The sequence below is a fragment of the Corynebacterium lactis RW2-5 genome, from assembly GCF_001274895.1.
In the GTDB taxonomy this organism is placed as follows: domain Bacteria; phylum Actinomycetota; class Actinomycetes; order Mycobacteriales; family Mycobacteriaceae; genus Corynebacterium; species Corynebacterium lactis.
Genome location: NZ_CP006841.1, coordinates 1,633,105 through 1,656,282, shown reverse-complemented (window position 1 = coordinate 1,656,282; position 23,178 = coordinate 1,633,105). Strand labels below are relative to the sequence as shown.

Here is a 23,178-nt window from a genome sequence, read left to right as displayed (position 1 = left end):
GTGTTTGCCACCGTTGATGATGTGCGGGTGCGGTGGCAAAACGCCCCAGCATCAGTGCGAGACGAGTCCATCGTGGCGGTCCTCGACGATGCTGAGGCGTGGTTGCGCGCCAGCTACCCGCAGATACCGCCGGTGCCGGACGAGCCGCTTCGAAAGGTACTCGCTTTGGTGTCGGTGGCTATGGCCAAGCGCGCTCTCGCGGCGACGGACAGAGGCGGAATCACGCAACAGCAGGCATCGGCTGGGTCGTTCAGTCAATCCACGAGTTATCGAAACCCGGATGGTGACTTGTTCCTTTCGGGGCAGGAGCGCGAGATGCTGGAATCTGCGCTTCAAGACTTCAGCGCCAACGGTGCTGTGAGCATGGAGGCGACAGGATGGTAGCCAGCAGCTTCGAGTGCACGATCCCCATCGAGGTGCTACGTCGCCGTAGCGGTGGCCGTGACGCCTACGGAAACCCTCGCCCCTCTTGGGAGCGGGAGCGCGTCATGGCTTTCGCGGTGCAGGTGGGTGGCGACTGGGCTGCCACCGTGACTCACCCGCAGGCAGCGCGCTATGACGCTGTTGTGTACGCGCCATCGTCTGTCGGGATCACAGCTGGCGACCGCGTTTTCTATCTCGACCGTACCTATGAGGTAGTTGAACCACCGGGAAACTGGGATGCCAACCCTTGGTTCGTTCCAGGTCTGGTGGAGTGCCGATGCCAGAAAATGGAGGGGTAAGCGGTGAAGATTAAATGGAATCGCGAAGCTTTCGAGCAGATTCGCCGTGCTCCCGGTATTGTCGCTGACCTTAACGCGAGAGCGGGAAGGATCGCAGAGGCTGCGGGGCCTGGTTTCGAGCCTGGCTCGTACGAGGGCAAGACCCGCCACCGGGCATCGGTGATTACCGCTACGGCGAAGGCGAAGGCGCAAGACGCGAAGCACCACACGATTTTGAGGAGTGTCGATGCAGGACGTTAGCCCACCGTCTCAGTTGTTGACGGTCGACCTGCTGCGCTCCGTAATCGGAGGGCTCGAGGTGGGCACCGTGTACCCGCGTGATGCGCCGCCGGAGTACGTGGTGGTGCAGCGCGTCGGTGGTGTGTTGCAGAACGCGATTACCGATGCTGCGACGTTTAGCGTGCAGTGCTACGCACCGGATCAGCTCGCCGCTGAGATGCTAGCCGGACGGGTGTGGCACGCCTTGTACCGCCAAGAGTGGGCGGGCATCCGCATTAGCGGGCACATGCTCCGCGCATGGCAGTCTGCTGGTGCCCCGCAGATGTTGGTTGACCCGGAGCGACCTCACTTGGTTCGCTTTCAGTTCGCTGGGCAGCTGCTCGTCTCAACGCTGCGCCGCGCTCAACACTAACTATTTGAAACTTTTCAGCCACCTTTTATGGGTGGCTTTTTTCATGCCACAAGGAGGCATAAAGATGACTGATGTTCGTAACATCACCAGCTCCAATCCCGGCCGCAACGGAGTAATGTTTCGTGCGCAGATTGGAACCGAGCTGCCGAAGAATGCTGCTGATGAACTCGATAAGGGATTCATCGATCAGGGAATTGTCGGTGAGGATGGTGTAACCCAGGCAATCACGCGTGACACCGAGGACGTTAAGGCCTACGGCGGTGATATTGCCTACACGCTGCAGACTGACTTCGGTGAGGAGTTCACTGTTGTTCTTTACGAGTCCCGGAATGTTGAGACTCTGAAGACGGTGTTTGGTGACGATAACGTCACCACCGACAAGGCTGGCAATATCACTGTCAAGCACAATAAGGCGAAGCTGCCGCGCTCTACCTTCGTGTTCGACCACGAGATTGACCAGGGCGTAAAGCGCCAGGTCATGGAGATTGGGCAGGTCGTCTCCGTCGGCGACATCGCTAACGTCCACTCCGATATCGTCAAGTACGAGCTGACCGTGAAGGCGTTCCCGAACAAGGACGGCAATGTTCTTATCGAATACATCGCTAAGGATGATGGTAAGAGCGAGCTGCAAATCAGCACCGGTGTTCTCAAGGCCGCTAAGGCGAAGGAAGAGTACTCCGCTTCGATTGTTGCGTCCGGTGGAACTGGCCCGTACACCTTCACAGCTGAGAAGCTCCCGGAGGGGCTGGAGCTGTCTGAGGAAGGCGAACTGTCGGGTACTCCTACTGAGACTGGTGAGCAGTCCATCACCGTGACGGTGACTGATTCGAAGAAGCAGACGGCGAAGAAGACGCTGACTCTGCAGATTAACGAGGCTGGTCTCGGTCTTGAAGACCTAGGCGTATAGCCACCTTCTTTCTCGTCCCCTGTCACTTGTTGTTGCCCGCGTTTTCTGAGGGGTTCACACGGTGCAACGGCAGGGGGCGTTCCACAAATTCGTAACCCCTCCAAGCTTTCAAAACCCCTCACACAGTTAGGAGCCTGATCATGGCTTTCGAGTTTATTCCCGCCTCCGACCCGCGCGCCCGCTTCACCGTCGACATTCCCGTCGGCGGCAAAAAGCACACCTTCGACGTCCCCAAGATGGGCTTCATCCCGAACGCAGTATTCACAGAATTCAGCGAGTGGATCACCGCGAACCCAGAAGAAACCATGGTCGAACAGGGCAAGCGCCCCATCGCAGAGCTCTTCGACACCCTTATCGGCATGCTCAAAATCGACAACGCCGCAAAGTTCACCGAAGAGCTCGTCTACGCCGAAAAGAAGCAGCTCTGGGAAGAATGGCAGCACCAGTCCAACCTTCCCCTGGGGGAATCCTCCGACTCTGCGGCTTCCTAAAACAGGAAGGCGTGGAGTCGGCGCTGACCTACGACCTCATGATGGCCGGCCGCTCTATCCACGACCTCGGCACAACCCGCCTGTCGTGGCACGAACTGGCGGCGTTCATCAAACATGCGCCCCCGACCGCAGCCATCCGAGCGGTCGCTGACCGCATGGCCCCATACCGCACTACTGAAGCATGGTTACTCGCAACCAGCATCGACATGCTCGCGGGCGCCAACTGGCAGCGCGCGGGCGGAAAAGGGCCGCGGCCGCAGCCAATACTGTCCGCCATCGAGCGGAGCATCCGCTCGGCAGAGCAAGACAAACGCGCCCCGCACTCCACCGCGGAACTTGCACAAATTCGCGCTTCTCTGCGCAAACGCCGCGCACAAACAACCTCACGCTAGGAGGACATCATGGCAATCGAGCTGGCAACCGCATACCTGTCTATCGTGCCGGAAACATCGAAGGTCGCGCCGGGTGTGGCGAAGGCATTGGGGTCGGTGGAGTCGACTGCCGACAAGTCAGGCAAGGCGATGGGCTCGAAGCTCACGGCTGCCATGGGTGGCGTGGTCAAGAAGACGGCACTGGGGGTTGGTGCGGCCGCTGGTGCCGCATTGGGCGCTGGGCTGACTAAGGGCCTCGGCCGTCTGAACTCGATTGAGCAGGCGCAGGCGAAGCTCAAGGGCCTGGGGCACTCCGCCAAATCCGTGGGCAGTATTATGGAGGATTCTCTGTCCTCCGTGAAGGGCACGGCGTTTGGCCTGGAGGAAGCGGCGTCGTCAGCGGCTGGCCTGGTCGCTGCTGGTATCAAGCCGGGTAAGGAACTCGAGCAGGTCCTCAAGACGGTGGGTGACACCGCCACTATCGCAGGCGCGACCATGGGCGAGATGGGCACCATCTTCGGGTCAGTCGCGGCGCGCGGCAAGCTGCAGGGCGATGACATGATGCAGTTGCTCTCCCGTGGCGTGCCAGTGCTGCAGCTCTTGGCCGAGGAAACCGGAAAAACGTCAGCCGAAATTAGTGACATGGTCACCAAGGGCGAGATTGATTTCGCCACTTTCGAGCGCGCCATGCGCCGCGGTATGGGCGGAGCTGCGCTCGAGGCCGGTAACACGGTGCAGGGTGCGCTACGGAACATGGGCGCCGCCGCGGGCCGCTTGGGTGCGACCTTAGCCGGGCCGCTGTTTACCCGCGCCGCGGGCGGTATCAACGGCGTCACCTCCGCTCTGGACGCAATGGATGGGCGGATGAAGCCCGTCATGCAGCGCTTCGACGGGTGGCTAACCTCGACCGCCGTCCCCGCACTCCAGTCTTTCGGCCGTGAAGCCAAGGGCGCGTTCGAAGCCTTTCGGGACTCGTCGACTGTCGCTCGAACCGGGCAGGTCTTGGCATCACTAGGCCAGACCGCAGTCGAACTAGCCCCAACTATTGCCAGCATCGGAGTATCTCTCGGTAAAGCTTCCGCAGCACTCGGTATCGGCACTTGGCAGGTATTTCTCACGACCTTGGAGGCCGTCGGCGCGGTAGCCAGCGCACTGGCTCCAACCCTCGAGTCCATCGCAGGGATTATGGAGTCGCACCCAGGTCTCGTCACCGCAGCAGTTGCCGCCTGGACTGGTTTCAAGACCGTGCCTGGATTGCTCGGTAAGGTTACGGATGCTGTCAAGCCACAGCGCGAAGCTCTGTCGAACCTTCGGGCGGGCGTGGCAGATATCCGCGCCTACTACCAGGCATCCGGGCAGGAAATCAGTCGCTTCTCCGCGGCAATGCAGTACGCGGGGACATCATCGAACTCGGCGCTGCAGGCGATGGGCCGCGGTTACACGAACGCCTCCGCCGGGCTGATGCAGGTCTCTGCAGCACACAAGACCGCGGCTGCGGCCGCTAAGGCTAACGCGCTGCAGTCGAAGTCTGCGTTCACCTCTATCGATTTCATGGCGCAGCAGGCGGGCCACAGCTTCGTAGCATCCACTGCGAAGATGGGGGCGGCTGCGAAGGGCCTTGCAGCTGGTGGTCTTGGCGTCCTCAAGTCTGGTATTTCCGGTTTGGTCGGTGCGCTCGGCGGGCCCTGGGGCTTGGCATTCACTGGCGCCGCGATTGCTGTGACCACTTTCCGGAATGAGTCAGCGAAGGCGGAGGAAGTCCAAAAGCAGCTGGCCGCGAAGTCCCGTGAGGTCTCGTCTGCCCAGCGTGAACTCAAAGAAGCAGTTGCTGGCACTACGGGAGCGCTCAACGAACAGGGTCTTGCCGCGGCAACAAAGCTTGCTAAAGCCGAGCTGACCGACTTCATGGCTGTAGGTGAACAGGCCTCCGGGTGGATGTATCAATGGGGAGTCCTCCAGACAGACACCAACATGAAGGCGGCGCTGCTCGCAAAGAACACTGGTGCAGCGTACAACCAACTGGAAACATCGCTGAGCGACATGGGCTACTCCATGTCGGATGTGAACCAGATTGTTGCCAACGGTGGCCCGGAATACCAGCGGCTCATGCAGAACCTGCGGGGCTCTGGAGAAAGCGGCCGTTGGGCGGCTGATGAGTTGGCACACGCACGGCGCGAGATCGAGCAGTCGGTCGCCAGAGCCCGCGAAATGGGCCCAGCAGGCGCGACCATGTCTGCGGCGCTGAAAGATATTGCAGAGCAGGCCGGAACCGCTGGAGACCGAGCGAATAAACTCAACCGTGCGTTCATGGAGCTAGCTGGAGTTGAACTCACTGCCGCCGAGGCTAACGCAGAGCTCACAGGTGTCATCGATTCTGTCTCGCAGCAGATGGACCAGCTTGCTGGGGCTGCGCTGGCCGCATCCGGCGCGTTCGACACGACGACGACCGCAGGCGCGGAGGCACATGACGCGGTGATGCGCATCGGTGACGCGATGCGTGACGCGGTTGGAGCGGGCGAACCGGCGGCTGAGGTGTTCGCACGTACTGAAGAATCCTTGAGGAAGGTTGCCGAACAGTCAAACATGACTGAGCAGGAGTACCAGCTGATGCTGGACACCTACAGGCTGACTCCCTCACAGCTTGAAACTACGGTCGCTCTGACTTCCGACGAGGCACTGGCGTCGCTGCAAGGCGTGAAGGAGAAGTTCAATAACTTCTCCGGAGAGCCTGTAACCGCCAGGGTCAACGTCGCAACGAAGGAAGCCGCCGATGAGCTGACGAAGCTGGGCTTCAAGGTCGAAGAGTTCGACGAAAAGCAGGGCACGGCGAAGGTCACGGTTGACGATCAAGGCGATTTGGAAAAACTGGATGCGTCGCTGCGAGACAAGACCATCAAGGTCCGAGTCTCCGGAGAGCAGGAGTCGGTTAAACAGATCAGCTCTGTGAACACAGCGCTGCAGGCGGTTCCTCCGGGCAAGGACGTCAAAATTACCGCTCCGACCGAGTCGGTACGCCACAACCTCGAACTGATGGGCCTTAAGATCCAGGAAATTCCCGGGTCTAAGGATGTCATGGTGCATGCAGATACTGAGCAGGCGAGGCTTAATCTGGATTTCTTTGCGCAGTCTGCGCAAGGACTGTCGTCGATGGATATTCGCCCGGCGGCGCATCTTGATGCGTCTGGGCTGTTTCTGACAGCGGAGGCGGCTAAGTATCAGCTCAATGTTGTGGACCTGGCACGTCCGACTCCGTTGGCGAACATGGACATCAGCCAACTTGATGCTCGGCAGATTGAAGCGCTGCAAAAGGTCGGACTCCTCGATGGGCAGACTCCGACCCCAGCGGCGAACATGAACATCGACCAGCTTTCGACCGAACAGCAAATCGCATTATCGAAGGTGTTCGACCTTGCGTCCGAGCGACCTACGCCTGTTGCTGACCTCAACAACGATGGCATTCACGACGGAGTCGTGGAGGCAGATCGCTGGCTTAGAGGCCTATGGGCTGATTGGTCAGGCAAAGCCCTGTCCGTCGGAATGAGCGTCGTACGGTCCATCAAGGACGTATTCACTTCAGAAGGACGCGCAGCCGGCGGTGTTGTCGGAGGCTACGCGACCGGCGGGCGCCTGCCCGTCGGCGCGCCGGGCTCGCACACTACTGATGGCATCTTGGGCGTCGACGCGGCGGGCATGCCCACAGCTCGCGTGGATGCGGGCGAGTGGGTTATTAACCGTCGTTCGTCGTCGAAGTACAACGGGCTGCTTGACGCTATTAACCGTGATGACCCGCGGTTGGCGGAATTCAAGGGTCAGCTCCCTGGCTATGCTGATGGCGGTGTCGTCACGGCGCGGGAGCTGAAGGACTTCGCTATGGGGCTGCCGTCGCGCGGCTACCAAATGAACCGGAGTCTCGACGGTGCCCCGTACACGAACAGCCCAGCTGATCGTGAATGGGGTGACTGCTCATCTACTCAGGGGCACTTGGCCGCGTTCGGCTTGGGGCTCGACCCTTACGGCCGGAAATTCTCGACGGTAACCCAGCTGAACTGGCTGCGGTCTAACGGCGCGAATATCGGCCCTGGCCCATCGGGAACCTTCCGAATCGGCTGGTACGACAACGGCGGCGGACAGTTTGGCCACACCTCCGGCACCCTACCTGATGGCACAAACATCGAAATGGGTGGAGGCAATGGTGGCGGCGCGATTGGCCGCGGCGCTGCAGCGTGGGATGATCCGCAGTTCACGCACCACGCGTGGATTCCAACGATTAATTCGACGTCCTCAACCGAGTCCCTGACCTACGGCACTAGCGGCTCTCCGGTTCCTAGTGGCGGTATCGGCAATGCGCGCCGTTCTGACGGTGACAAGCAGATGGTGCCGCTATCGGATAAAGCTGAGACCGTTGTGTCTGGTGGTGGCGCGTCGACCTGGTCGGATCTTAGCGGCTCTGTCGTTGCCGCTTTAGTTGGTGGGCAGGTCGCTGACGTGCTCGGTGTGCTGGGAATCCCGAACGAGTTGCCGCCAATCATCAGAGCAGGGCAGCAGTGGTTCCAGCAGGCGACTAAGCCGAATCAGACAGAGCAAGAGTTTGCGAAAGCGGACCAGGCAATCGTCGATGCCGGCGAGACTGTTGCTGAAGCAGAGTCGAGCGAGGTATCTGGCGCGGACTCAAACGTGGCGAGTACGGAGCCTGCTCAGCCTGATGCGGAGACCCTGCAGGGGCAGGAAGACCTTTCCGCCCCTGAAGATGTGAAATCAGCGGTGAAGACGGCGCTTTCGGCTCGCGGATGGGATACGGGCGCGGAGTGGGACGCGATTGATTTCATCGTGTCGCACGAGTCGAATTGGGACCCGAATGCTACTAACCCGTCATCGGGGGCTTTTGGCCTGTTCCAGTTGAATCCAGCCTCGGGCACGCTGCAGGAGTATTTGCCGTCGCGGTCTGCTGATCCGGCTGAGCAGGCGGAGGCCGGGGCTCGGTATATCGAGGACCGGTACGGGTCTCCTGTCAAGGCGCAAGAGTTCTGGCAAGCCAACAATTGGTATGACCGTGGTGGTCGGGCGAGCGGTATTGGTCATATGCTCAAGAACACGCTCAAGCCCGAGCGGGTGCTATCTCCCGAGCAGACCAAGGCCTTCGAAGACCTGGTGTACACGAAGTTGCCGATGTTGTCCGATGCTGAAAAGCAGGCGGCGCCTGCCGACCAGCAACCGGAGGGGCATGTAGAAATCCAGCAGCCGCCTGCCCCAGAGGACGGCGCGACGTCAAGCGTCGTTGACAAGGCCCTTCCAATGCTGATGGATCAGGTCAGCCTCGCGGATACCGCGAAGATGCTGACCACGTCCGCGGTAGGGGCTGCCGGTAGCGCAGTGACTAGTGCCGCCACCTCGGGCCTGGGTGCTCTTGGGGCGGAGATTCCTGGTTTGGGGATGCTGGCTGCCCCGCTTGCAAGCGGAGGCGACCTGGCTACTAACGCTGCGTCGTGGTACGCGGGCGAAGTGGCGTGGGGAGTGACGAACGCTTTCGAGCAGTACGGAAAGGAACTTGTCGGGACGACGTTGAAGTCCCCGTTCCAGGAACTATCCGGGTTGATTCACTCGCCTTTGGTGGGTGACCTGACGGCTCAGGCTGAGTCATTTCTTCCCCCTGCGGTGCTAAGCGCCCTGGTTCCTCCGGTGCCGCAGCCTGTGGGCGGCGCCGCGGGCGCGGGTGGGGACACGTTCAATTTCTACGCGCAGTCTCGTGAGGGCATGTACTCCGATATGCGCCGCGAGCAGGCGAAGAGAAGTAAGGGAGCAATCGGTGCACGATAACTATCAACTAGTTGTTCACGGCGTAGATGGGTCCAAATGGCCCATCCATGGTCGTGGGGAGCACCCGCAGGTTCGCCTGCTGGAGGGCGCGCTCGGCGACTTCTACGATGCGCCGCTGGCGACGGCGCATAAAGCCCGCGTGGGACAGCCCGGCTCGTCGTTCCTGGGAGCCCGAGACCTCGAGCGGCATGTTGTCCTCCGCGTAGGGTTCTTCGATACGGATTGGCAGCGGTGGGAGTCGCGGTTCCGCCGCGCATTCTCGCCGACAGCTGACGCGACCCTGGTGGTCCGTACTGAACAGTCAGGGGAGCGCCACCTGCGAGTCCGCCTCGAGGAACATCCACAGTTCGAAGATGGGTTAGACCCATTCTCACAGGGGATTATGGTGAAAAAATTCGTGCTGATCGCGCACAACCCATACTGGGTTGACCCGGTCATCTACACGGACACGTTCACTTTCGACGGGTCGAACTGGTTTTCCGGCTCCGTGACGGTCAACAATCCGACAGATGTTCCGGTCTGGCCGAAGTGGACGCTCACCTCGCCTGCCAAATTCGGCTTAGGTGACATCCCTATTGGGCAGTCACATGACCAGGACCGTGTTGTATGGATTCCATTCCAGGCGACGGGGTCGACTGCCCTGGTGGACACCGATCCGATACAAGAGCTGATTACGTCGAATGGTGAGCCCTTATGGGAACTGATGAACGGGCAGTTTTTCATGCACCAGATTCCGCCATTTACTCCGGACACCAAAATCCCGGTCCGCGTTGACCCGTTCCCTTTGATTCCGGTGATTATCGACCCTGCTGTGCGCACCTGGATCGCACAAAAGCTCGAGCAACTGGTGGGCACGATGGGGCTGCGGAATTTCCTGGCGTTGACACCGGAGGAAATAGGCCGACGCGTATCTGAGTGGATGCAGGGTGTCCGCCCGGACTGGGTTCCGGAGCTGACGTCAAAGCAGATTTCGGAGTTTACGGGAGAGGCCATCGCGAAAATCCTGCGGGAAACCTATGGGCGTATTACCAATATCGCGGGGGCGGAGGCGCAGATTCATCTTGAGCGGAGGTGGCGTCACCCATGGGGGTAAGCAAACGGCAAGACGAGCATGACCAGATCATGGCGGCGGCTTTGGCGCAGCGTGGCAAGAGGGAGCGTCTGCGCCGGGAGCCGCCGTTGGTGCGATTGTGGGAGCCGACAAACACGGGTCTTGAGCTGCGCGGCCGCGTCGCCGGGGAATACTCCGGTGACGCGGAGGTTATCGTCAACGACACTGGTGCGGCGACCATTGTCTTTCCGGAGGATCATCACCTCGCGCAATGGTGCTTACAGTGGTGGCGGCGTGACAAGGAAAACGTGGTGCTGACTATCGACAAGGACGGTTCTCGGTGGGGTGGCACCATGGATGATTGCACCACTGAGCAAAACGAGGATGGTGAGCGGACGGTTACCGTCAGCTTTCTTCATGACTATGAGCAGTTCAAGCATTTGGCGTGTTGGCCGAATCCATTTACGCCGTCTGGTCTGCAGGTTCCGAAGGTGTGGCAGCTCATTGGGCCGGCCGCCTACATTCTCAAGGTCACCCTCTTCGCGAACCTATTCAGGCAGTTTGGTTCTCTGTGGCAGCTTCCGGAAGACCCGCTGGACCCTCGTACATGGGTGCGTGGTTTTGATTACCGGGATTGGCCGGTGTTGGTGAAGCCGAAGAGTGTTTTGCTTGATGATTCGCCGATTCGGTATCTGCATTCGAAGATGACGTATTGGCATGATCTCGCGGTGCCGATTCTGTCGGAGGCTCGCCTGATGGTGGAGTGCCGCCGGTGGTTGGTGGGCGACCCGCAGCCGTGGCCAGGTGCGGGGCTGTACCGAAATGGGCAGCTGATTGTCGATATCGTTGATAAGAGTGGTTGGTGGGAGGAAACCGCTACCGGTGGCACGGTGGCGCATGGTTTGGCCCGTACCGCGTTGGAGGCGGCGGATAATGTTATCGACGAGGTGCGGTTTCTTTCCGATGCGCCGCCGGATAGGGCGGAGTACCGCAGAGGGTGGCTGGGCACTAAACCGCGGGCACCGTGGGTGGTGTACCGCACTAATGCCCCATACAACACTGCGGTGTCGACGACGTACTCCTACAAGCCCGCTACCGTTGCGCAGGTGACGGTGGGTGGCAAGAGCATGCCGGGCATCAACGAGTTCATGTCGGCCACAAACAAGTTGATTTTCAACATTTTAGGGTCGTTCATACTGCAGCCCGGCTTAGGGTCGGTGGTAGATACCGCCCTGAACCCGTTGTATTCGGACACCATTTTGGCGTACATGTCGTTCCGCTCGCCACTTCGGACGAGGCGGCTCGGGTGGGGGCACTACATGGAGAACTTCCAGACTGGCGGCGACTCGGCCTACACGCTGTCGTCGTTGCTTGCGCTGCGGAAGGGGTTCTGGGACACCAAGGAAAAGGTGTCTCACGAGTTCAAAATAGCCGACGGCGCTCCGTACCTCATTGGAGATCAAGGACGGGGTCACTTTTTCCTTGGTGACCGTATTGGTGTTGAGATTCCGGGCGCGCGGGAGGGCCGCATCGACGTGTCGCAATGCATTTCGCTGCGGTTGTCATGGGCTGCGGATAAGCCCCATGAGTGGGAAGCGACTATCGGCTCATGGCCGGAGATTGACCCTGTCGAATGGGCCATCAACCAGATTAAGGAATTGGCAGCTGGCCAAAAAGAGAATGGACTTTTGTGATGACACTTCCTCTACAGGAAAACATGAACTCAGATGACCCCGTCGAACATGTTGTCTGGGCCCTCGTGAACATGGGCGGGATGATGGACGCCCCGATGATCGTGCCGCCAAGCCTACTGCGCACATGGGCGCGGCACATTTACGACGCCGGGTTCCGTCACCACCCGGATAAGCAGATGATTTTCTACATCCCCCCGACCGGAGACGAGGGGCTCATTGGGATGGGTGGGCAGTGGGTGCCTGCAGATGAGCCCGGGGTCACGCCGGAGTTGGTGCTGTCGGCTCGTGAGCAAGTCTCGGTCGATGAAGCAATTGCGCAAATGACTCCAGCGCAGAAGCAGCAGTTGATTGACAAGCTTCAAGGAGGTGGGTCGGATGGTGGATTCAAGTGATATCGATAGGCCTTTGCCGAAGGACCCGTCGGGGTTTACTCGACCTAAGGGGACTTTGGAGGTTTCGGCTATCCGGGGTTTGCAGAATGTAACGCTCGATACGGTGAAGTCCGCGGCCGCGAATGAGTTGCTAGGGTTAACGAATCCGGTGCGGTCGAATTTGTTTGCTCGTATTGATGAGTGGGGTAAAGCGAATATTGTGGCACCGTTGCAGCAGATTTTTGCTGGGTTGAAGCCGCCGGGGTGGGAAAAGGCCGCTGAGGCCTTCCAGGACGGGCAGAAAGCCATCACGAACCGCCTCGATTTGCTAAACCCGTTTCTGCACTACGGGTATTTCTACATGCATTCTAAAGGCGGGTTCCTGCAGTTTAACCAGAACAGTGGGCGCATGCCGTTTAACCATCAGCTTGGCCCTGCCACAGGGTGTGAGCCCTTTGACGGAGGGGTTCGTCTGCTCGAACACGGGCTGTGGTCAATCCAGGCACAGATTGCAGCAGGCGATAATGCCTTGCACGTCGGGTCGGGTTGGTTCGAGGTTGTAGTACGCACCTATGACCCTCAAGGGCGTTTGTATTCGCAGCAGTTTGGCCGGCAGGATTCGGTGCGCCCGGTTACCAACACTGTCACCACGTCGGTGGTAGTCCCCGAGCCGGGGTATGTCGTCCGGCTTGAGATCTCTTGGGTGCATGGCTCTCGGGAGATTCTCGGCGGACCAGCTAACAATCGTCTTATCGTTAAGCACATTTCGAACAAGCTCGGGGTTGGCGACACCGGGGCGGAAGACTCGTACACCCCAAGATTTGAAATCCCGGATGAGAGGGGATAAATCATGACAGTCTTAATTGGCGATGTTAAAGATGTTGGGTTGGTGGCCACCGAAGGAAAGGTTACGATTCGGTCTAAGCAGTTCCGGCCTGGCAGGCAGACTAGTGGCGTCATCACTCCGGAGGTAACAGAGATTACTCTCGAGGCAGGCCGATTCCGCACCCGAGACCTTGACCCCGGTCGCATGGTCCTCGAGGTAATCGCGCCGGGCGTGTACACCGAGGTGGAGTTTGACCTACCAGATCAGCGTGACCCGTATAGTTTGGCGGATATCTTCACCCGGGAAGTCGAGTATGCGCCGGAGGTTGTGACGGCGGCTCGGGCAGCGGCAGCGAAGGCAGAAGCCGCGGCTGGACGGGCGTCTGGTGCGGAGGCCGCTGCTGGTCGGGCTCGTGATGAGACTCTTGCGGCGCAGGCGTCGGTGGCGCGGGTAGTGGAGTCAGCTATTGGTGTTGTGCGCCCCGAGTTTGAGGACCTGACGGCTCGGGCTGAAGCGGCGCAGAAGGCGGCTGTGGCGTCGGAGTCTGCTGCTGGTGTATCGGCTCGTGAGGCTGCCTCGTCGGCAGAGTCTGCGAAGTCTGATGCTGATCGCGCCGCGGAATCGGCGGCGTCGGCGGCGGTATCAACTGCGGAGCGTATCCGTGGAGAGATGGCGGGATACACGCGGGCGGCAGCGCAGTCAGAGCAGAATGCGCAGGGTTCGGCTGACGCAGCGCGTGGCCAGGCGGAGATTGTGCTGGCTGGTGTGCGGGATGCGAAACGCTACGCGGCCGCTTCGGAGGCCGACCGGATTCGGGCTGAGTCGGCGGCAGTGCGCGCCGGTGAAGCCCAGGAGGCATCAGAAGCCGCACGGGCCCAAGCCACGAGCGCGAGAGTCAATGCCGTTACTGCACAGCAAGCTTCCGAGACAGCCCGGGATGAAGCGGTGCAAGCGGCGGCGTCGGCTAAGCAGGGCGCACCAGAGGGAGGCTGGGCAAGGGAGACACTAGCCCCCGATGTTCGCGAGTCCCTAGCCCGCGCTGATAAAGCCCAAACTGACCTTCCGAGGGCGACATCAATCGCGCCGGGCGTGGTGCAGTTGTCTGGCGACCTCGGGGGCACGTGGGATGATGTGAAAGTCCCCGGCCTGGCGGAGAAGATGGACAAGCAGACGGTGAGCGCTTCGGTTGTGGCTGATGCGCTCGTCCAGCGCACCACAGGTGGGCAGGTGAAAGTCGCGACGCCACAGGCAGACGATGACGCGGTGACGAAAGCGTACGCGGATAAAACATACCTGGCCTCGTCGAAGTCGGACTACAACCCGACTCCGTTGACGATGGCGCTGCGCACGCAGACGGGAACTATGCGCGTGGGTGACGCGGTGGGGCCGCAGGATGCGGTGACGAAGAAGCAGTTGGACGCGAAAGCGAACGTGTCGCACACGCATAAAGCCTCAGAAATCACCCAAGACAACGGCACAAGTGTTGCAACCGCCCTGGACAATCTGTGGAGGAAGGTCAACAACCAAGCCGTCACCGTAGACGACCGAGGCAACATCACCATCGGCGGCTCAGGAACCCAAACCTCCGTCAAAGGCCGCCTCATGGTCGAGCAAGGAACCCGGTCAGGCTCCGAATGGGTCAGCATCACAGACCTCATCTCCCGCCTCCAATCAGAGATACAGAAACTGACACGTCAGGTCGAGGCGTTGCGGTCAACGGCAGTCACGTCGAGCGACTACCGTACTATCGCCCGCGGCACCGGGTCTCGCTCGGACACGATTTACATCGAGGAGTAGCCAGTGGCTATTTTGCAGAATGCGACGACTGTTCGGGTGGCAGGTAGCGCGGTCACTGCTGTATACGCGGGCACCAGGAAAGTCTGGCCAAGCCGGAAGATTATTGGGTATAAGGTGGGCGCCGCAGTTACAAGCCGGGCTAGGTACATTGACCAGGTTGCAACGTTGAACGGAGAAGAGACAAAGCTCGCTCCGTATGTTGGCATGCGTGACTTGCGTATTCGCGCGCGGGGGAGTGCAGCATCGCTTCCTGTAAGCAGTATTTCCGCAGAAGCTCCGTACGGGATAATCGAGGTTCAAGGAAATGTAATACAGATTGGTATCAAAAACAGAACTGTGGTTGAGCTGCTAGTCCCCGTCTACGGGTAGCCCAAACTAGGAACCACTACCCGAACTCTTAGCCCTGCTTTGTGCGGGGTTTTCTTATACCCAAAAAGCAAGGATGATAAACATGGGAACTGTTCTTGATTACAGCGTGTCTCCCATCTCGGCGAGCGCAATCCGTGACGCGGGTCATGTGGGCGCGGTGCGGTACCTCAGCCCACCCCGCGAGGCGTGGATGAAAGGCAAGCCAGCCACGGCGGAGGAAGCCCAAAACTTCAAAACGCAAGCGCTAGATATGGCGTTTGTATGGCAATACGGCGGGGCCAGCAGCCCTGACGCTATGCGAGGGCGCGAAGGGGGCCTGGCCGACGCAACCAACGCCGGCAAGCAACTGAAAGCAATCGCCCGCACCGGCTACCCGGTATTTTTCGCGGTTGATTTCGACATCACCCTAGACCAGTGGAACACCACGGCGGTCGAATATTTCAAGGCGGCCTGTGAAGTACTCGGACGTGAACGCGTCGGCATCTACGGACACTCTCGTGTCATCGCCTGGGCGCATCAGGATGGGGTGATAGCCGACCTCGGCGGGGGAAAAGCGCTCGCGTGGCAAACCAAATCATGGTCTGGTGGGCAGCGCGCCCCGGAGGCCGTGCTGTACCAGGGCACCCACAATGTCACCGGCCCCGAAGGAATCCAGGTCGATGTGAACGAGGTGCTGCACGACTACTGGGGGCAAGCAGCACCGGGAACCACCACGCCCCCACAAGACAAAAAGAAGGAGGCCCCTGTGGCTGACAACGCGGTCGATATTGACCTACATCACCTAATCCCATTCGGGAACCCCACGCCGCTGCCGAAGAAGCGCATCATCGTCCACACGACGGAGAACACACCGGGCACGTCGTCGCGAAATATCCTGGATTATCAGGTGCGGACTCGTACCGGCTCCTATCACCGCCTGGTGGATGCGTCGGGCCAAATCACGCTGGCGAACACTGATGATTGGCAAACCTGGTCGGTGGGCAACAAGGGCAACGACATCGCCCTCCACGTGTCCCTCGTGGCGCAGGCGAAAATGACCCGCGCGGAGTGGCTCGCGCAACCAAAGATGCTGGAGGGCGCGGCGCGTGTCATCGCGTATTGGGCACGCACCTACGACATCCCGCTAGTGAAGTTGACGCGTGAGGAACTCGGCGCGGGCAAGCACGGTGTCGCTGGTCACCTCGAAGCCCAGGTGTGGGGGAACACGGACCATTGGGACCCCGGTTATGAGTTCCCCTATGATGTGGTGCTCGCCAGGGCGAAGGAAATCAACGCCGGTAAAACTGCCCCGGCGGTAGCAATCCCACCGGCCCCGGTGCCGAAAGCACCGCTGACGCTGGATACCCCATGCAAGTCGCATGTGCCGGGATCTACGCATGTTGCGCCTTTGGCGGATTACATCATGTATATCGACCGGGGCGTGTTCGAGTCCCGCAGGATGATTGACGCCAACGCGCAGCGCTTGGAGGCGTTGGATAAGAAGTTTGACCGGCTGCTTGAGTTGGTCGAAAAGAAAGAACAGTAGGCACCCGGGAGGGTGCTTTTTCATGCCCGCGTGATCGTCGCGCGGGCTTTTTCTATAGCCATAGGAGGCAAAAATGAATTCTGTCCGTAACCTTGTTCCCGCGTCGGCTCGTGCGACCTGGTACGCGGTCGCGTCCGCGCTGGTCGCAGCGCTCGTATCCTGGGGTGTCCTGGACGGCGCCGCAGCGCCAGCCATCACCGGTGTGGCGGTCGCGACGGTCACGCTCATCTTCGCGCTGCTGCACTCTACGAGCCCGTGGCGCCAGGCGCTCTACGGTGTTGCTGCTGCCCTTGGCGTGCTCGGCACCTACCTGGGTTGGGGCAGCGAGGTGCAGTTCGATGCGCTTCTAGCAGTGATCGCGCCGGTGCTGGGCATCACGACGGCGGCGGCCACCACCAACGCCAGCGAGTACGTCGGCGAGCACCGGGCGGGGGAGTAGGCCATGTTAGGGCGGGTGTTTAGCCCACGGCTTATTGCAGCCGTGTGGGCGACGTTCGCGGCAGCCACCTCGGCAGGCTACTACGGCAAGAGCGTTAGTGCGCTTACTCCGGTGGAGTCCGTGCTGCCTAGCGGCTCACCGGCGTTCGCGTGGGCGGTCGCAGCAGCACTGCTGGCCGTCGGGGCGGTGGCGCCCGTAACCGACCGGTGGGCCGCCGTGGGGCGTGTTTCACGGACGATTGGGATCGCGATCGTGGGGGCGCTACTTGCGATGTGGGCTATCAGCTTCGCGATTGATGCTGTCGTCGATGGGTCGAGGATGTGGATTAGCGCGAAGAACTACTCGCTGCTGGCCGCAACCGCCATGGCGTCGGGCGCAGTCATGGGACGAAACTATGCCAAGCACTAAGGAGGTCTCTCATGGACTTCGGTTGGGCAGATCTCCTAGCAGCGCTCCCGGGAGCAATCGTTGGCATTGTTGTTGCGTGGCTTGGCCTTAAAGGGCGCAAGGAAGAAGCGAGTGTCACGTTCAACGGTGACCTTTTGCAGCGGCAGGGTGATCGCATCGCACGGCTCGAGACTCGACTGGATGATGTGGAGGCTGCGCTGCGGGCGACGCAGGTGTTGTTGAGGGTCGAGGAGGACCGTACGCATCAGTTGCGTCGCGCGCTGGAGGATGCGATTGGCTGGCTGCGTGACTTTGTTGATTGGGTGCGCAGTGACCGTAAGACTGCGCCTCCGGAGCCAGATATTGCGGATTTAGCGGCGGTGGTGCGTGCGTCGTATCAGTCGCCGACGGCAAGGAATCCGCCGCAGGCGTCTGAAGCAGATGAGGCGTGAGGTATGCCCCGTACGCCAACTGTTAAGAGTTCTTTAATAGTTGGTCGGCGGGGCGCTTTTTTCATGCCAACAAGCGAAAAAGAATCGCATACAGGTTCGAGATGAGAAAGACGCCGGAACTGCTGGATTGAACGAGCCGTTTTTGGCTCACTTTTGGCTCACTTTTGGCTCAAAAAGACGGTGAAAGAGAGTGAAAGAGGGTGAAAGTCAGCGCCCAAAAAACCATGAAAAAACCGCCCCCACCTCGCTAAATATCGAGGTGAGAGCGGCTTCTCAAATAGTGCCCCCGGTGAGACTCGAACTCACACTGGACGGGTTTTGAATCCGTTGCCTCTGCCAATTGGGCTACAGGGGCGCAAGTTACCGTCGGCAAAATAGCTCGCCTGAAGTAACTCAAGCAATCTTAGTCGATGGAGTCGCGTTTAGAAAAATAATGCTGCGCATAGGCGACAACTCCGACAATCGCGCCGCCGAGAATGAACAGGCCCAGTGCGAGAGGCCAGTCGCTTCCGATTCCCTGGAGCTCGTTGGATTCCGACTGCCACGGCCACAGGGCACGGAGGGAGCCGAGCATCAGGCCGGACATTGCGACGAGGGTGAGGGTGTGATGGTGGTCGAGCAGCCATTCCAGAAACCGGACGAAGAGCACGATTCCGATCAGCGCGCCCACGGCGAAGGTGCCGATGTAGGCGAAATCGCGGTTGTGGACGGCTGACATCGTCGGAGCGTAGAGGCCGATAACTAGCAAGAAAAACGATCCGGACACGCCGGGCAAGACCAGTGCACAGATTGCGACCGATGCTGCGATCAGTACCAGCCATAGCGGCGGCTGGGTGGGCTCGGCCTGTGGCATGGAGGTCAGGGCAAACAGGGCAATGGCGAACACCGCAAAGACGATTGCGGCTTTTGCCTTCATGCCGGGCTGCTGCAGGGCTCCGGGGCGGGTTTCCTGGAAGGGGATAATCACCGAAACCGCAATCATGCCCATGAACAGGGCTCGCGAGGCGACAGGCTGGTTGGTGACGAAGCTCTCCATAATCCCGGCCATTGTGAAGACAACCGCGAGCATACCGACGGCCGCTGGAACGAGAAGCCACCAATCAATGCGGCGGAGACCTTGAGAAAAGCGTCCGTCCTTAGCAGCTTTGGGGAGGTCTGTGATGTTCTTCGCAGACTCAATCAGTCGACCGTAAACTCCCGTGACCAGGGCAACGGTACCGCCTGATACTCCGGGGATGGTCTCGGCAAGGCCGATTAGGCCACCGCGAATTGCATTAGCGACGACCCCAAGAGGGGTCGGCTTTGGAATTTCGGAATAGGGGTTCGTGTGAGGCTCGTGGCCGGTCACGCCCATTTTTTCAGTAGACATCGCCGGTCATTTTAGACGGGCTAGATGTGTAGAAGCTTAAGCGAGGGGGCGTGGCGAGCCTTTGTTACGCGTGCTCGATGATGTGCTGGAGCGCGTTGCCCATCATGTCTACGGAAACCGGGTTGATTTCGGCATCCGAAATGAGCTGTGAGGCGGACAGTACGAGGTATCCGACGCAGAGAGAGACGGACAGCTGGGCGCGACGGCGCGCGGTCTCGCTGCTGACATCTCCAGGAGCATCCTTGTGGATGCGCTCAATCAGTTCCTCACCGGCAGCTTCTTCGAAGCGCTGCGCGACGACCTCGCTAATCGACTTGGAGTCGAGCGATGCAACGATTAGCGGGAGGAGGGACTGTCCGTCGAGGCCCCGGCCGAGGAGGACCGTCTGCGCCATCGTGCGACCGATCTCATTGAACGGAGTCTGGCTGATCTTGCCTTCGAAGTGGGAGAAGTCGATGAGCTCGGTGAGCAGGCCTTCCTTGGATCCGAAGTACTTGATAATCAGTGGCGCGCTAACACCGGCGTCGTTGGCGATTTCCTTCAGTGGCACGCTGTTGAGTGGCTTGCGGGCAAAGTGGGCTGCTGCCGCCTTGATAATGCGCTCCCGTGTGGACTGCGCATTGCGCCTAAAGGTGCTGTTATCGAACTCGCTCATGCCGAAGAGTCTAATTCTATCCGCTGTGGTTTTTGTTAATCGGCGCAAGCGGAGCGCCAAAATTGCCATGAAAACCCTGTATAGTGGCCTTATTCTGGGGGTAGACGAAAGGCGCCCGTGCTGAAAGTATTGAAATACTAAAGAACGATTTACATGAATCTAGGTAGTGTAATAACCGCTTGAAATCGGCTATGGATGACCTGGTATCAAATCCAATACTATAAATTTGAAAAAATGTCTAAAAGTATTCGTCTTTCTGGTTGGATATTTTCCTAGATTCTAAGGTTCTATAGGGCTTTTGGGCGTGTCTGAGCGCGAGATTTTGGACTGCCCCTACGGTGGCGCCGGAGGTGCTGGGCTCCTTAAGTGGGCGCTTATTTCCTACACTGGGGAGTCATGAAGAAGACCCTCATGCTCATCGATGGCCACTCCATGGCTTTTCGTGCTTTCTTTGCCTTGCCGGCCGATAATTTCTCCACTACCGGCGGCCAGTGCACGAACGCCGTCTACGGCTTCCTGTCTATGCTCTCCAATATTCTGAGCGATGAGAAGCCCACGCACGTCGCCGTCGCCTTCGATGTCGCGCGTGAGACTTTCCGCAACGAGATGTTCCCTGAATATAAGGCGCAGCGCGAAAAGACTCCAGAGGAGTTCCGCGGCCAGGTTCCGCTGATCCAGCAGGTTCTAAAGGAAATGGGTATCGTCACCCTGGAGAAGGCCAACTATGAGGCTGATGACATTATCGCCACCCTGGCCACGCAGGCGAGGCCCGAGGGGTTTGAAACTCTCATCGTCACTGGCGATCGCGATTCCTTCCAGTTGGTCAACGACTCCACGACCGTGCTGTATCCAATGCGCGGCGTGACGACTCTCCATCGCTTCACGCCGGAGGCTGTGGAGAAGAAGTACGGGCTCACTCCAACGCAATACCCGGACTTCGCTGCACTTCGGGGCGACCCCTCCGATAATCTCCCCGGTATCCCCGGCGTTGGCGAGAAGACTGCGACGAAGTGGATTGTTCAGTACGGCAGCCTGCAGTCGCTCATTGAGCACGCCGACGAGATTCGAGGCAAGGCCGGCGATAATTTCCGCGAACGCGTCGCCGCCGTGCAGCTCAATCGCGATATCACCGAAATGGTTAAGGACCTTCCCCTGCCTTATGGTCCGAATGAACTGGAGCTCCGCCCGGCTGATGCGCAGGGAATCATCGACTTCTTCGATCGCCTCGAGTTTGGTGACAACCTGCGTGAGCGCGTCTTCCGCACCCTCTCCATTGAAGGGGCTGGGGTCACCGCCGCGCAGAGCGATTCCGCCACTGAGCTTGAGGTTGTTTCGCTTGTCGACGGATCCCTCGGTTCCTGGCTTGAAGGTTTGCAGCAGCCGGCAGCGGTGGATGTCGGGGAGAGAACCGTTGTTATCGGTGCGGCGGATGAGTCCGGTAAGGCGGTGGCCCTTGAATTGGACTCGCTATCGCCGGCTGATGAGGAGGCTCTCCGGGCATGGCTAGCCGGTGTGCATCCGAAACTGGTGCATGATTGCAAGTCCGCGATGCATTCGCTGTGGAAGTTCGATATGGATCTCGCCGGAGTTATCCATGACACTTTCCTCGCGGCGTACTTGCTCCGTCCTAGCCAGCGCAGTTACACCCTTGACAACGTAACCCAGCGCCATCTGGGTCGGACTCTCTCGCAGGCCGACGGGCAGTTGACGCTCCTGGACGAACCTGCCCAGGATGCGACCCATGCCGCGGCGATTATCGACCTCGCAGCGGCAATGTCCACCGAGCTGGACGAGGCCGGACTCTATGGGGTCTATGCGGACCTGGAGGTTCCGTTGGCTCCAGTGTTGGCGAGGATGGAACGCGCGGGAATCGCAGTAGATGTCGACAGGCTCGAGGATCTTCGTAAGGAAGCGCAGGCCGCCACTGATGGGGCGGAAGCGGAGGCGAGGGACCTCGTCGGCAAGCCAGAGCTAAACCTCGGATCGCCGAAGCAGCTGCAAGAAGTGCTATTCGACCAGCTCGGAATGCCGAAGACGAAGAAGACTAAGACTGGCTACTCCACGGCGGCGAAAGAGATCGAGGGGCTTGCGAAAGTCAACCCCCATCCGTTCCTGGATATGCTGCTGAAATTCCGTGAGTCGCAGAAGATGAAGTCGACCGTCGAGGGCCTCATTAAATCTGTCGCCGACGACGGGCGCATCCATACGACGTTTAATCAAACGGTGGCGGCGACGGGGCGACTGTCTTCGACTGAGCCGAATTTGCAGAACATTCCGGTGCGTACCGAGTTTGGGCACCGGATTCGTGAGGCGTTCGTGGTGGGTGAGGGCTACGCGGAGCTGCTGACCGCGGACTACTCGCAGATTGAGATGCGTGTGATGGCGCACCTTTCGCAGGACCCCGGGTTGATTGAGGCCTACCGCAACGGCGAGGACCTTCATAACTATGTGGGCGCGAAGGTCTTCGGCGTGGGGATTGACGAAGTGACGCCAGAGCTGCGTCGTCGCGTTAAGGCGATGAGCTACGGGCTGGCCTACGGTCTGAGTGCATTTGGGCTGGCGCAACAGCTCGATATTCCTCAGCGCGAAGCCAAGGCGTTGATGGAGGACTACTTCGAGCGTTTCGGCGGAGTGCGCGAATACCTGCACAAGGTGGTGGATAAGGCGCGCAAGGACGGGTTTACTGCGACGCTCTTCGATCGACGCAGGTACCTTCCGGATCTCAACGCTGATAATAAGGTCGCCCGCGACAATGCGGAGCGTGCGGCGTTGAACTCACCGATCCAGGGCACTGCCGCAGACATCATTAAGATTGCGATGCTCCGGGTTGATGATGTGCTGCGCCGTGAGAAGATGAGTTCGCGAGTCCTGTTGCAGGTTCACGACGAATTGGTCGTTGAGGTCGTATCCGGTGAGGAAGAGAAGATGCAGCAAATTCTGCGTCAGGAAATGGATGCGGCGGCGGACCTTCTTGTGCCTCTAGATGTTTCTGTTGGTGCCGGAGTGAATTGGGATGCGGCAGCGCACTAATGGCTGCTCCTGAAACGTGAGGAATACCTGTGGCGACGGCTTAGAGCTCGAGCATGGCCGACGCGCGGGATGCCGGGGTGGAACTTGAATCCAGCAGCTCAAGCGGGTATTGTTCACGCGGTATGCATCAGCATGCCGACTTTGCTGCCTAGGGTTCCGCAAAGTTCGGGTTACTTAAGATCCAATGGCGTACCAGCCGGGGGCGGATGTGACTCGAATGACGTGGGGTTTTTGACTGGGGCAAGGCCGAAATTGTCCGTTTTTCGATTTACTATCC

At 59.7% G+C, this 23,178-nt stretch carries 21 protein-coding genes and 1 tRNA gene; 19 read left to right on the top strand and 3 right to left on the bottom strand.

Features of this window, described 5'->3' with window-relative positions; genetic code table 11:
* The 18 genes from CLAC_RS07215 to CLAC_RS07130 all read left to right on the top strand — a co-directional run bounded on the left by CLAC_RS07215 (position 1) and on the right by CLAC_RS07130 (position 17,847).
* Positions 1-384 (top strand): Gp19/Gp15/Gp42 family protein, encoded by a 384-nt coding sequence (locus tag CLAC_RS07215; protein ID WP_053412324.1) that lies wholly within the window; start codon positions 1-3, stop codon positions 382-384.
* Entirely contained in the window at positions 378-722 is a 345-nt protein-coding gene (locus CLAC_RS07210) for a head-tail adaptor protein (RefSeq protein ID WP_053412323.1), read from the top strand. Before CLAC_RS07215 ends, CLAC_RS07210 begins: the two co-directional genes overlap by 7 nt.
* A gap of 3 nt (positions 723-725) precedes the next feature.
* A complete protein-coding gene (locus CLAC_RS07205) occupies positions 726-962 on the top strand; it encodes a hypothetical protein (protein WP_053412322.1) in 237 nt (78 codons plus the stop codon).
* A complete protein-coding gene (locus CLAC_RS07200; RefSeq protein WP_053412321.1) occupies positions 949-1,353 on the top strand; it encodes a hypothetical protein in 405 nt (134 codons plus the stop codon). The genes CLAC_RS07205 and CLAC_RS07200 overlap by 14 nt, the downstream gene beginning before the upstream one ends.
* A gap of 64 nt (positions 1,354-1,417) precedes the next feature.
* Positions 1,418-2,260, top strand: coding sequence for a putative Ig domain-containing protein (locus CLAC_RS07195; RefSeq protein ID WP_053412320.1), 843 nt, complete (start codon positions 1,418-1,420; stop codon positions 2,258-2,260).
* 140 nt (positions 2,261-2,400) lie between these two features.
* Positions 2,401-2,751: a hypothetical protein gene (locus tag CLAC_RS07190; protein ID WP_053412319.1), complete on the top strand. Its 351-nt coding sequence runs from the start codon at positions 2,401-2,403 to the stop codon at positions 2,749-2,751.
* Positions 2,694-3,143: a hypothetical protein gene (locus CLAC_RS07185; RefSeq protein WP_169750331.1), complete on the top strand. Its 450-nt coding sequence runs from the start codon at positions 2,694-2,696 to the stop codon at positions 3,141-3,143. Before CLAC_RS07190 ends, CLAC_RS07185 begins: the two co-directional genes overlap by 58 nt.
* 9 nt (positions 3,144-3,152) lie before the next feature.
* Positions 3,153-8,936 (top strand): aggregation-promoting factor C-terminal-like domain-containing protein, encoded by a 5,784-nt coding sequence (locus tag CLAC_RS12650; protein ID WP_053412317.1) that lies wholly within the window; start codon positions 3,153-3,155, stop codon positions 8,934-8,936.
* Positions 8,926-10,029 carry a hypothetical protein gene (locus CLAC_RS07175; RefSeq protein ID WP_053412316.1) on the top strand — a complete coding sequence of 368 codons (1,104 nt, stop codon included), beginning with the start codon at positions 8,926-8,928 and terminating at the stop codon, positions 10,027-10,029. Before CLAC_RS12650 ends, CLAC_RS07175 begins: the two co-directional genes overlap by 11 nt.
* The gene (locus CLAC_RS07170) at positions 10,020-11,681 is read left to right on the top strand and encodes a Gp37-like protein (RefSeq protein WP_053412315.1); all 1,662 of its coding nucleotides are present in this window, start codon (positions 10,020-10,022) and stop codon (positions 11,679-11,681) included. Before CLAC_RS07175 ends, CLAC_RS07170 begins: the two co-directional genes overlap by 10 nt.
* Positions 11,681-12,073 (top strand): phage gene 29 protein family protein, encoded by a 393-nt coding sequence (locus CLAC_RS07165; protein ID WP_156324798.1) that lies wholly within the window; start codon positions 11,681-11,683, stop codon positions 12,071-12,073. Before CLAC_RS07170 ends, CLAC_RS07165 begins: the two co-directional genes overlap by 1 nt.
* Before the next feature lie 55 nt (positions 12,074-12,128).
* Positions 12,129-12,899 (top strand): hypothetical protein, encoded by a 771-nt coding sequence (locus CLAC_RS07160; protein WP_169750330.1) that lies wholly within the window; start codon positions 12,129-12,131, stop codon positions 12,897-12,899.
* Positions 12,900-12,902: 3 nt separating this feature from the next.
* Positions 12,903-14,675, top strand: a complete 1,773-nt coding sequence (locus CLAC_RS07155) for a hypothetical protein (RefSeq protein ID WP_053412312.1) — start codon at positions 12,903-12,905, stop codon at positions 14,673-14,675.
* Between the two features lie 3 nt (positions 14,676-14,678).
* Entirely contained in the window at positions 14,679-15,044 is a 366-nt protein-coding gene (locus CLAC_RS07150; RefSeq protein ID WP_053412311.1) for a hypothetical protein, read from the top strand.
* A gap of 82 nt (positions 15,045-15,126) precedes the next feature.
* The gene (locus tag CLAC_RS07145) at positions 15,127-16,569 is read left to right on the top strand and encodes a glycoside hydrolase domain-containing protein (RefSeq protein WP_053412310.1); all 1,443 of its coding nucleotides are present in this window, start codon (positions 15,127-15,129) and stop codon (positions 16,567-16,569) included.
* A gap of 73 nt (positions 16,570-16,642) precedes the next feature.
* Positions 16,643-17,008 carry a phage holin gene (locus CLAC_RS07140; protein WP_053412309.1) on the top strand — a complete coding sequence of 122 codons (366 nt, stop codon included), beginning with the start codon at positions 16,643-16,645 and terminating at the stop codon, positions 17,006-17,008.
* A 3-nt stretch (positions 17,009-17,011) separates the two neighbouring features.
* On the top strand, positions 17,012-17,416 hold the full coding sequence (locus CLAC_RS07135) for a hypothetical protein (protein ID WP_053412308.1): 405 nt from the start codon (positions 17,012-17,014) through the stop codon (positions 17,414-17,416).
* Between the two features lie 11 nt (positions 17,417-17,427).
* A complete protein-coding gene (locus CLAC_RS07130; RefSeq protein WP_053412307.1) occupies positions 17,428-17,847 on the top strand; it encodes a hypothetical protein in 420 nt (139 codons plus the stop codon).
* Between the two features lie 281 nt (positions 17,848-18,128).
* Here the strand turns inward: CLAC_RS07130 and CLAC_RS07125 are convergent.
* From CLAC_RS07125 to CLAC_RS07115, 3 genes are all read right to left on the bottom strand, one after another.
* Positions 18,129-18,202: transfer RNA gene (locus CLAC_RS07125), tRNA-Leu, on the bottom strand.
* Positions 18,203-18,250: 48 nt separating this feature from the next.
* Complete coding sequence (locus tag CLAC_RS07120) at positions 18,251-19,216, bottom strand: DUF368 domain-containing protein (protein WP_053412306.1); 966 nt, start codon at positions 19,214-19,216, stop codon at positions 18,251-18,253.
* A gap of 64 nt (positions 19,217-19,280) precedes the next feature.
* Positions 19,281-19,871 carry a TetR/AcrR family transcriptional regulator gene (locus CLAC_RS07115; protein WP_053412305.1) on the bottom strand — a complete coding sequence of 197 codons (591 nt, stop codon included), beginning with the start codon at positions 19,869-19,871 and terminating at the stop codon, positions 19,281-19,283.
* Between the two features lie 411 nt (positions 19,872-20,282).
* Between CLAC_RS07115 and polA the strand changes: the two genes are divergently transcribed.
* Complete coding sequence (gene polA, locus CLAC_RS07110; RefSeq protein ID WP_156324879.1) at positions 20,283-22,901, top strand: DNA polymerase I; 2,619 nt, start codon at positions 20,283-20,285, stop codon at positions 22,899-22,901.
* Positions 22,902-23,178: the final 277 nt, after the last annotated feature.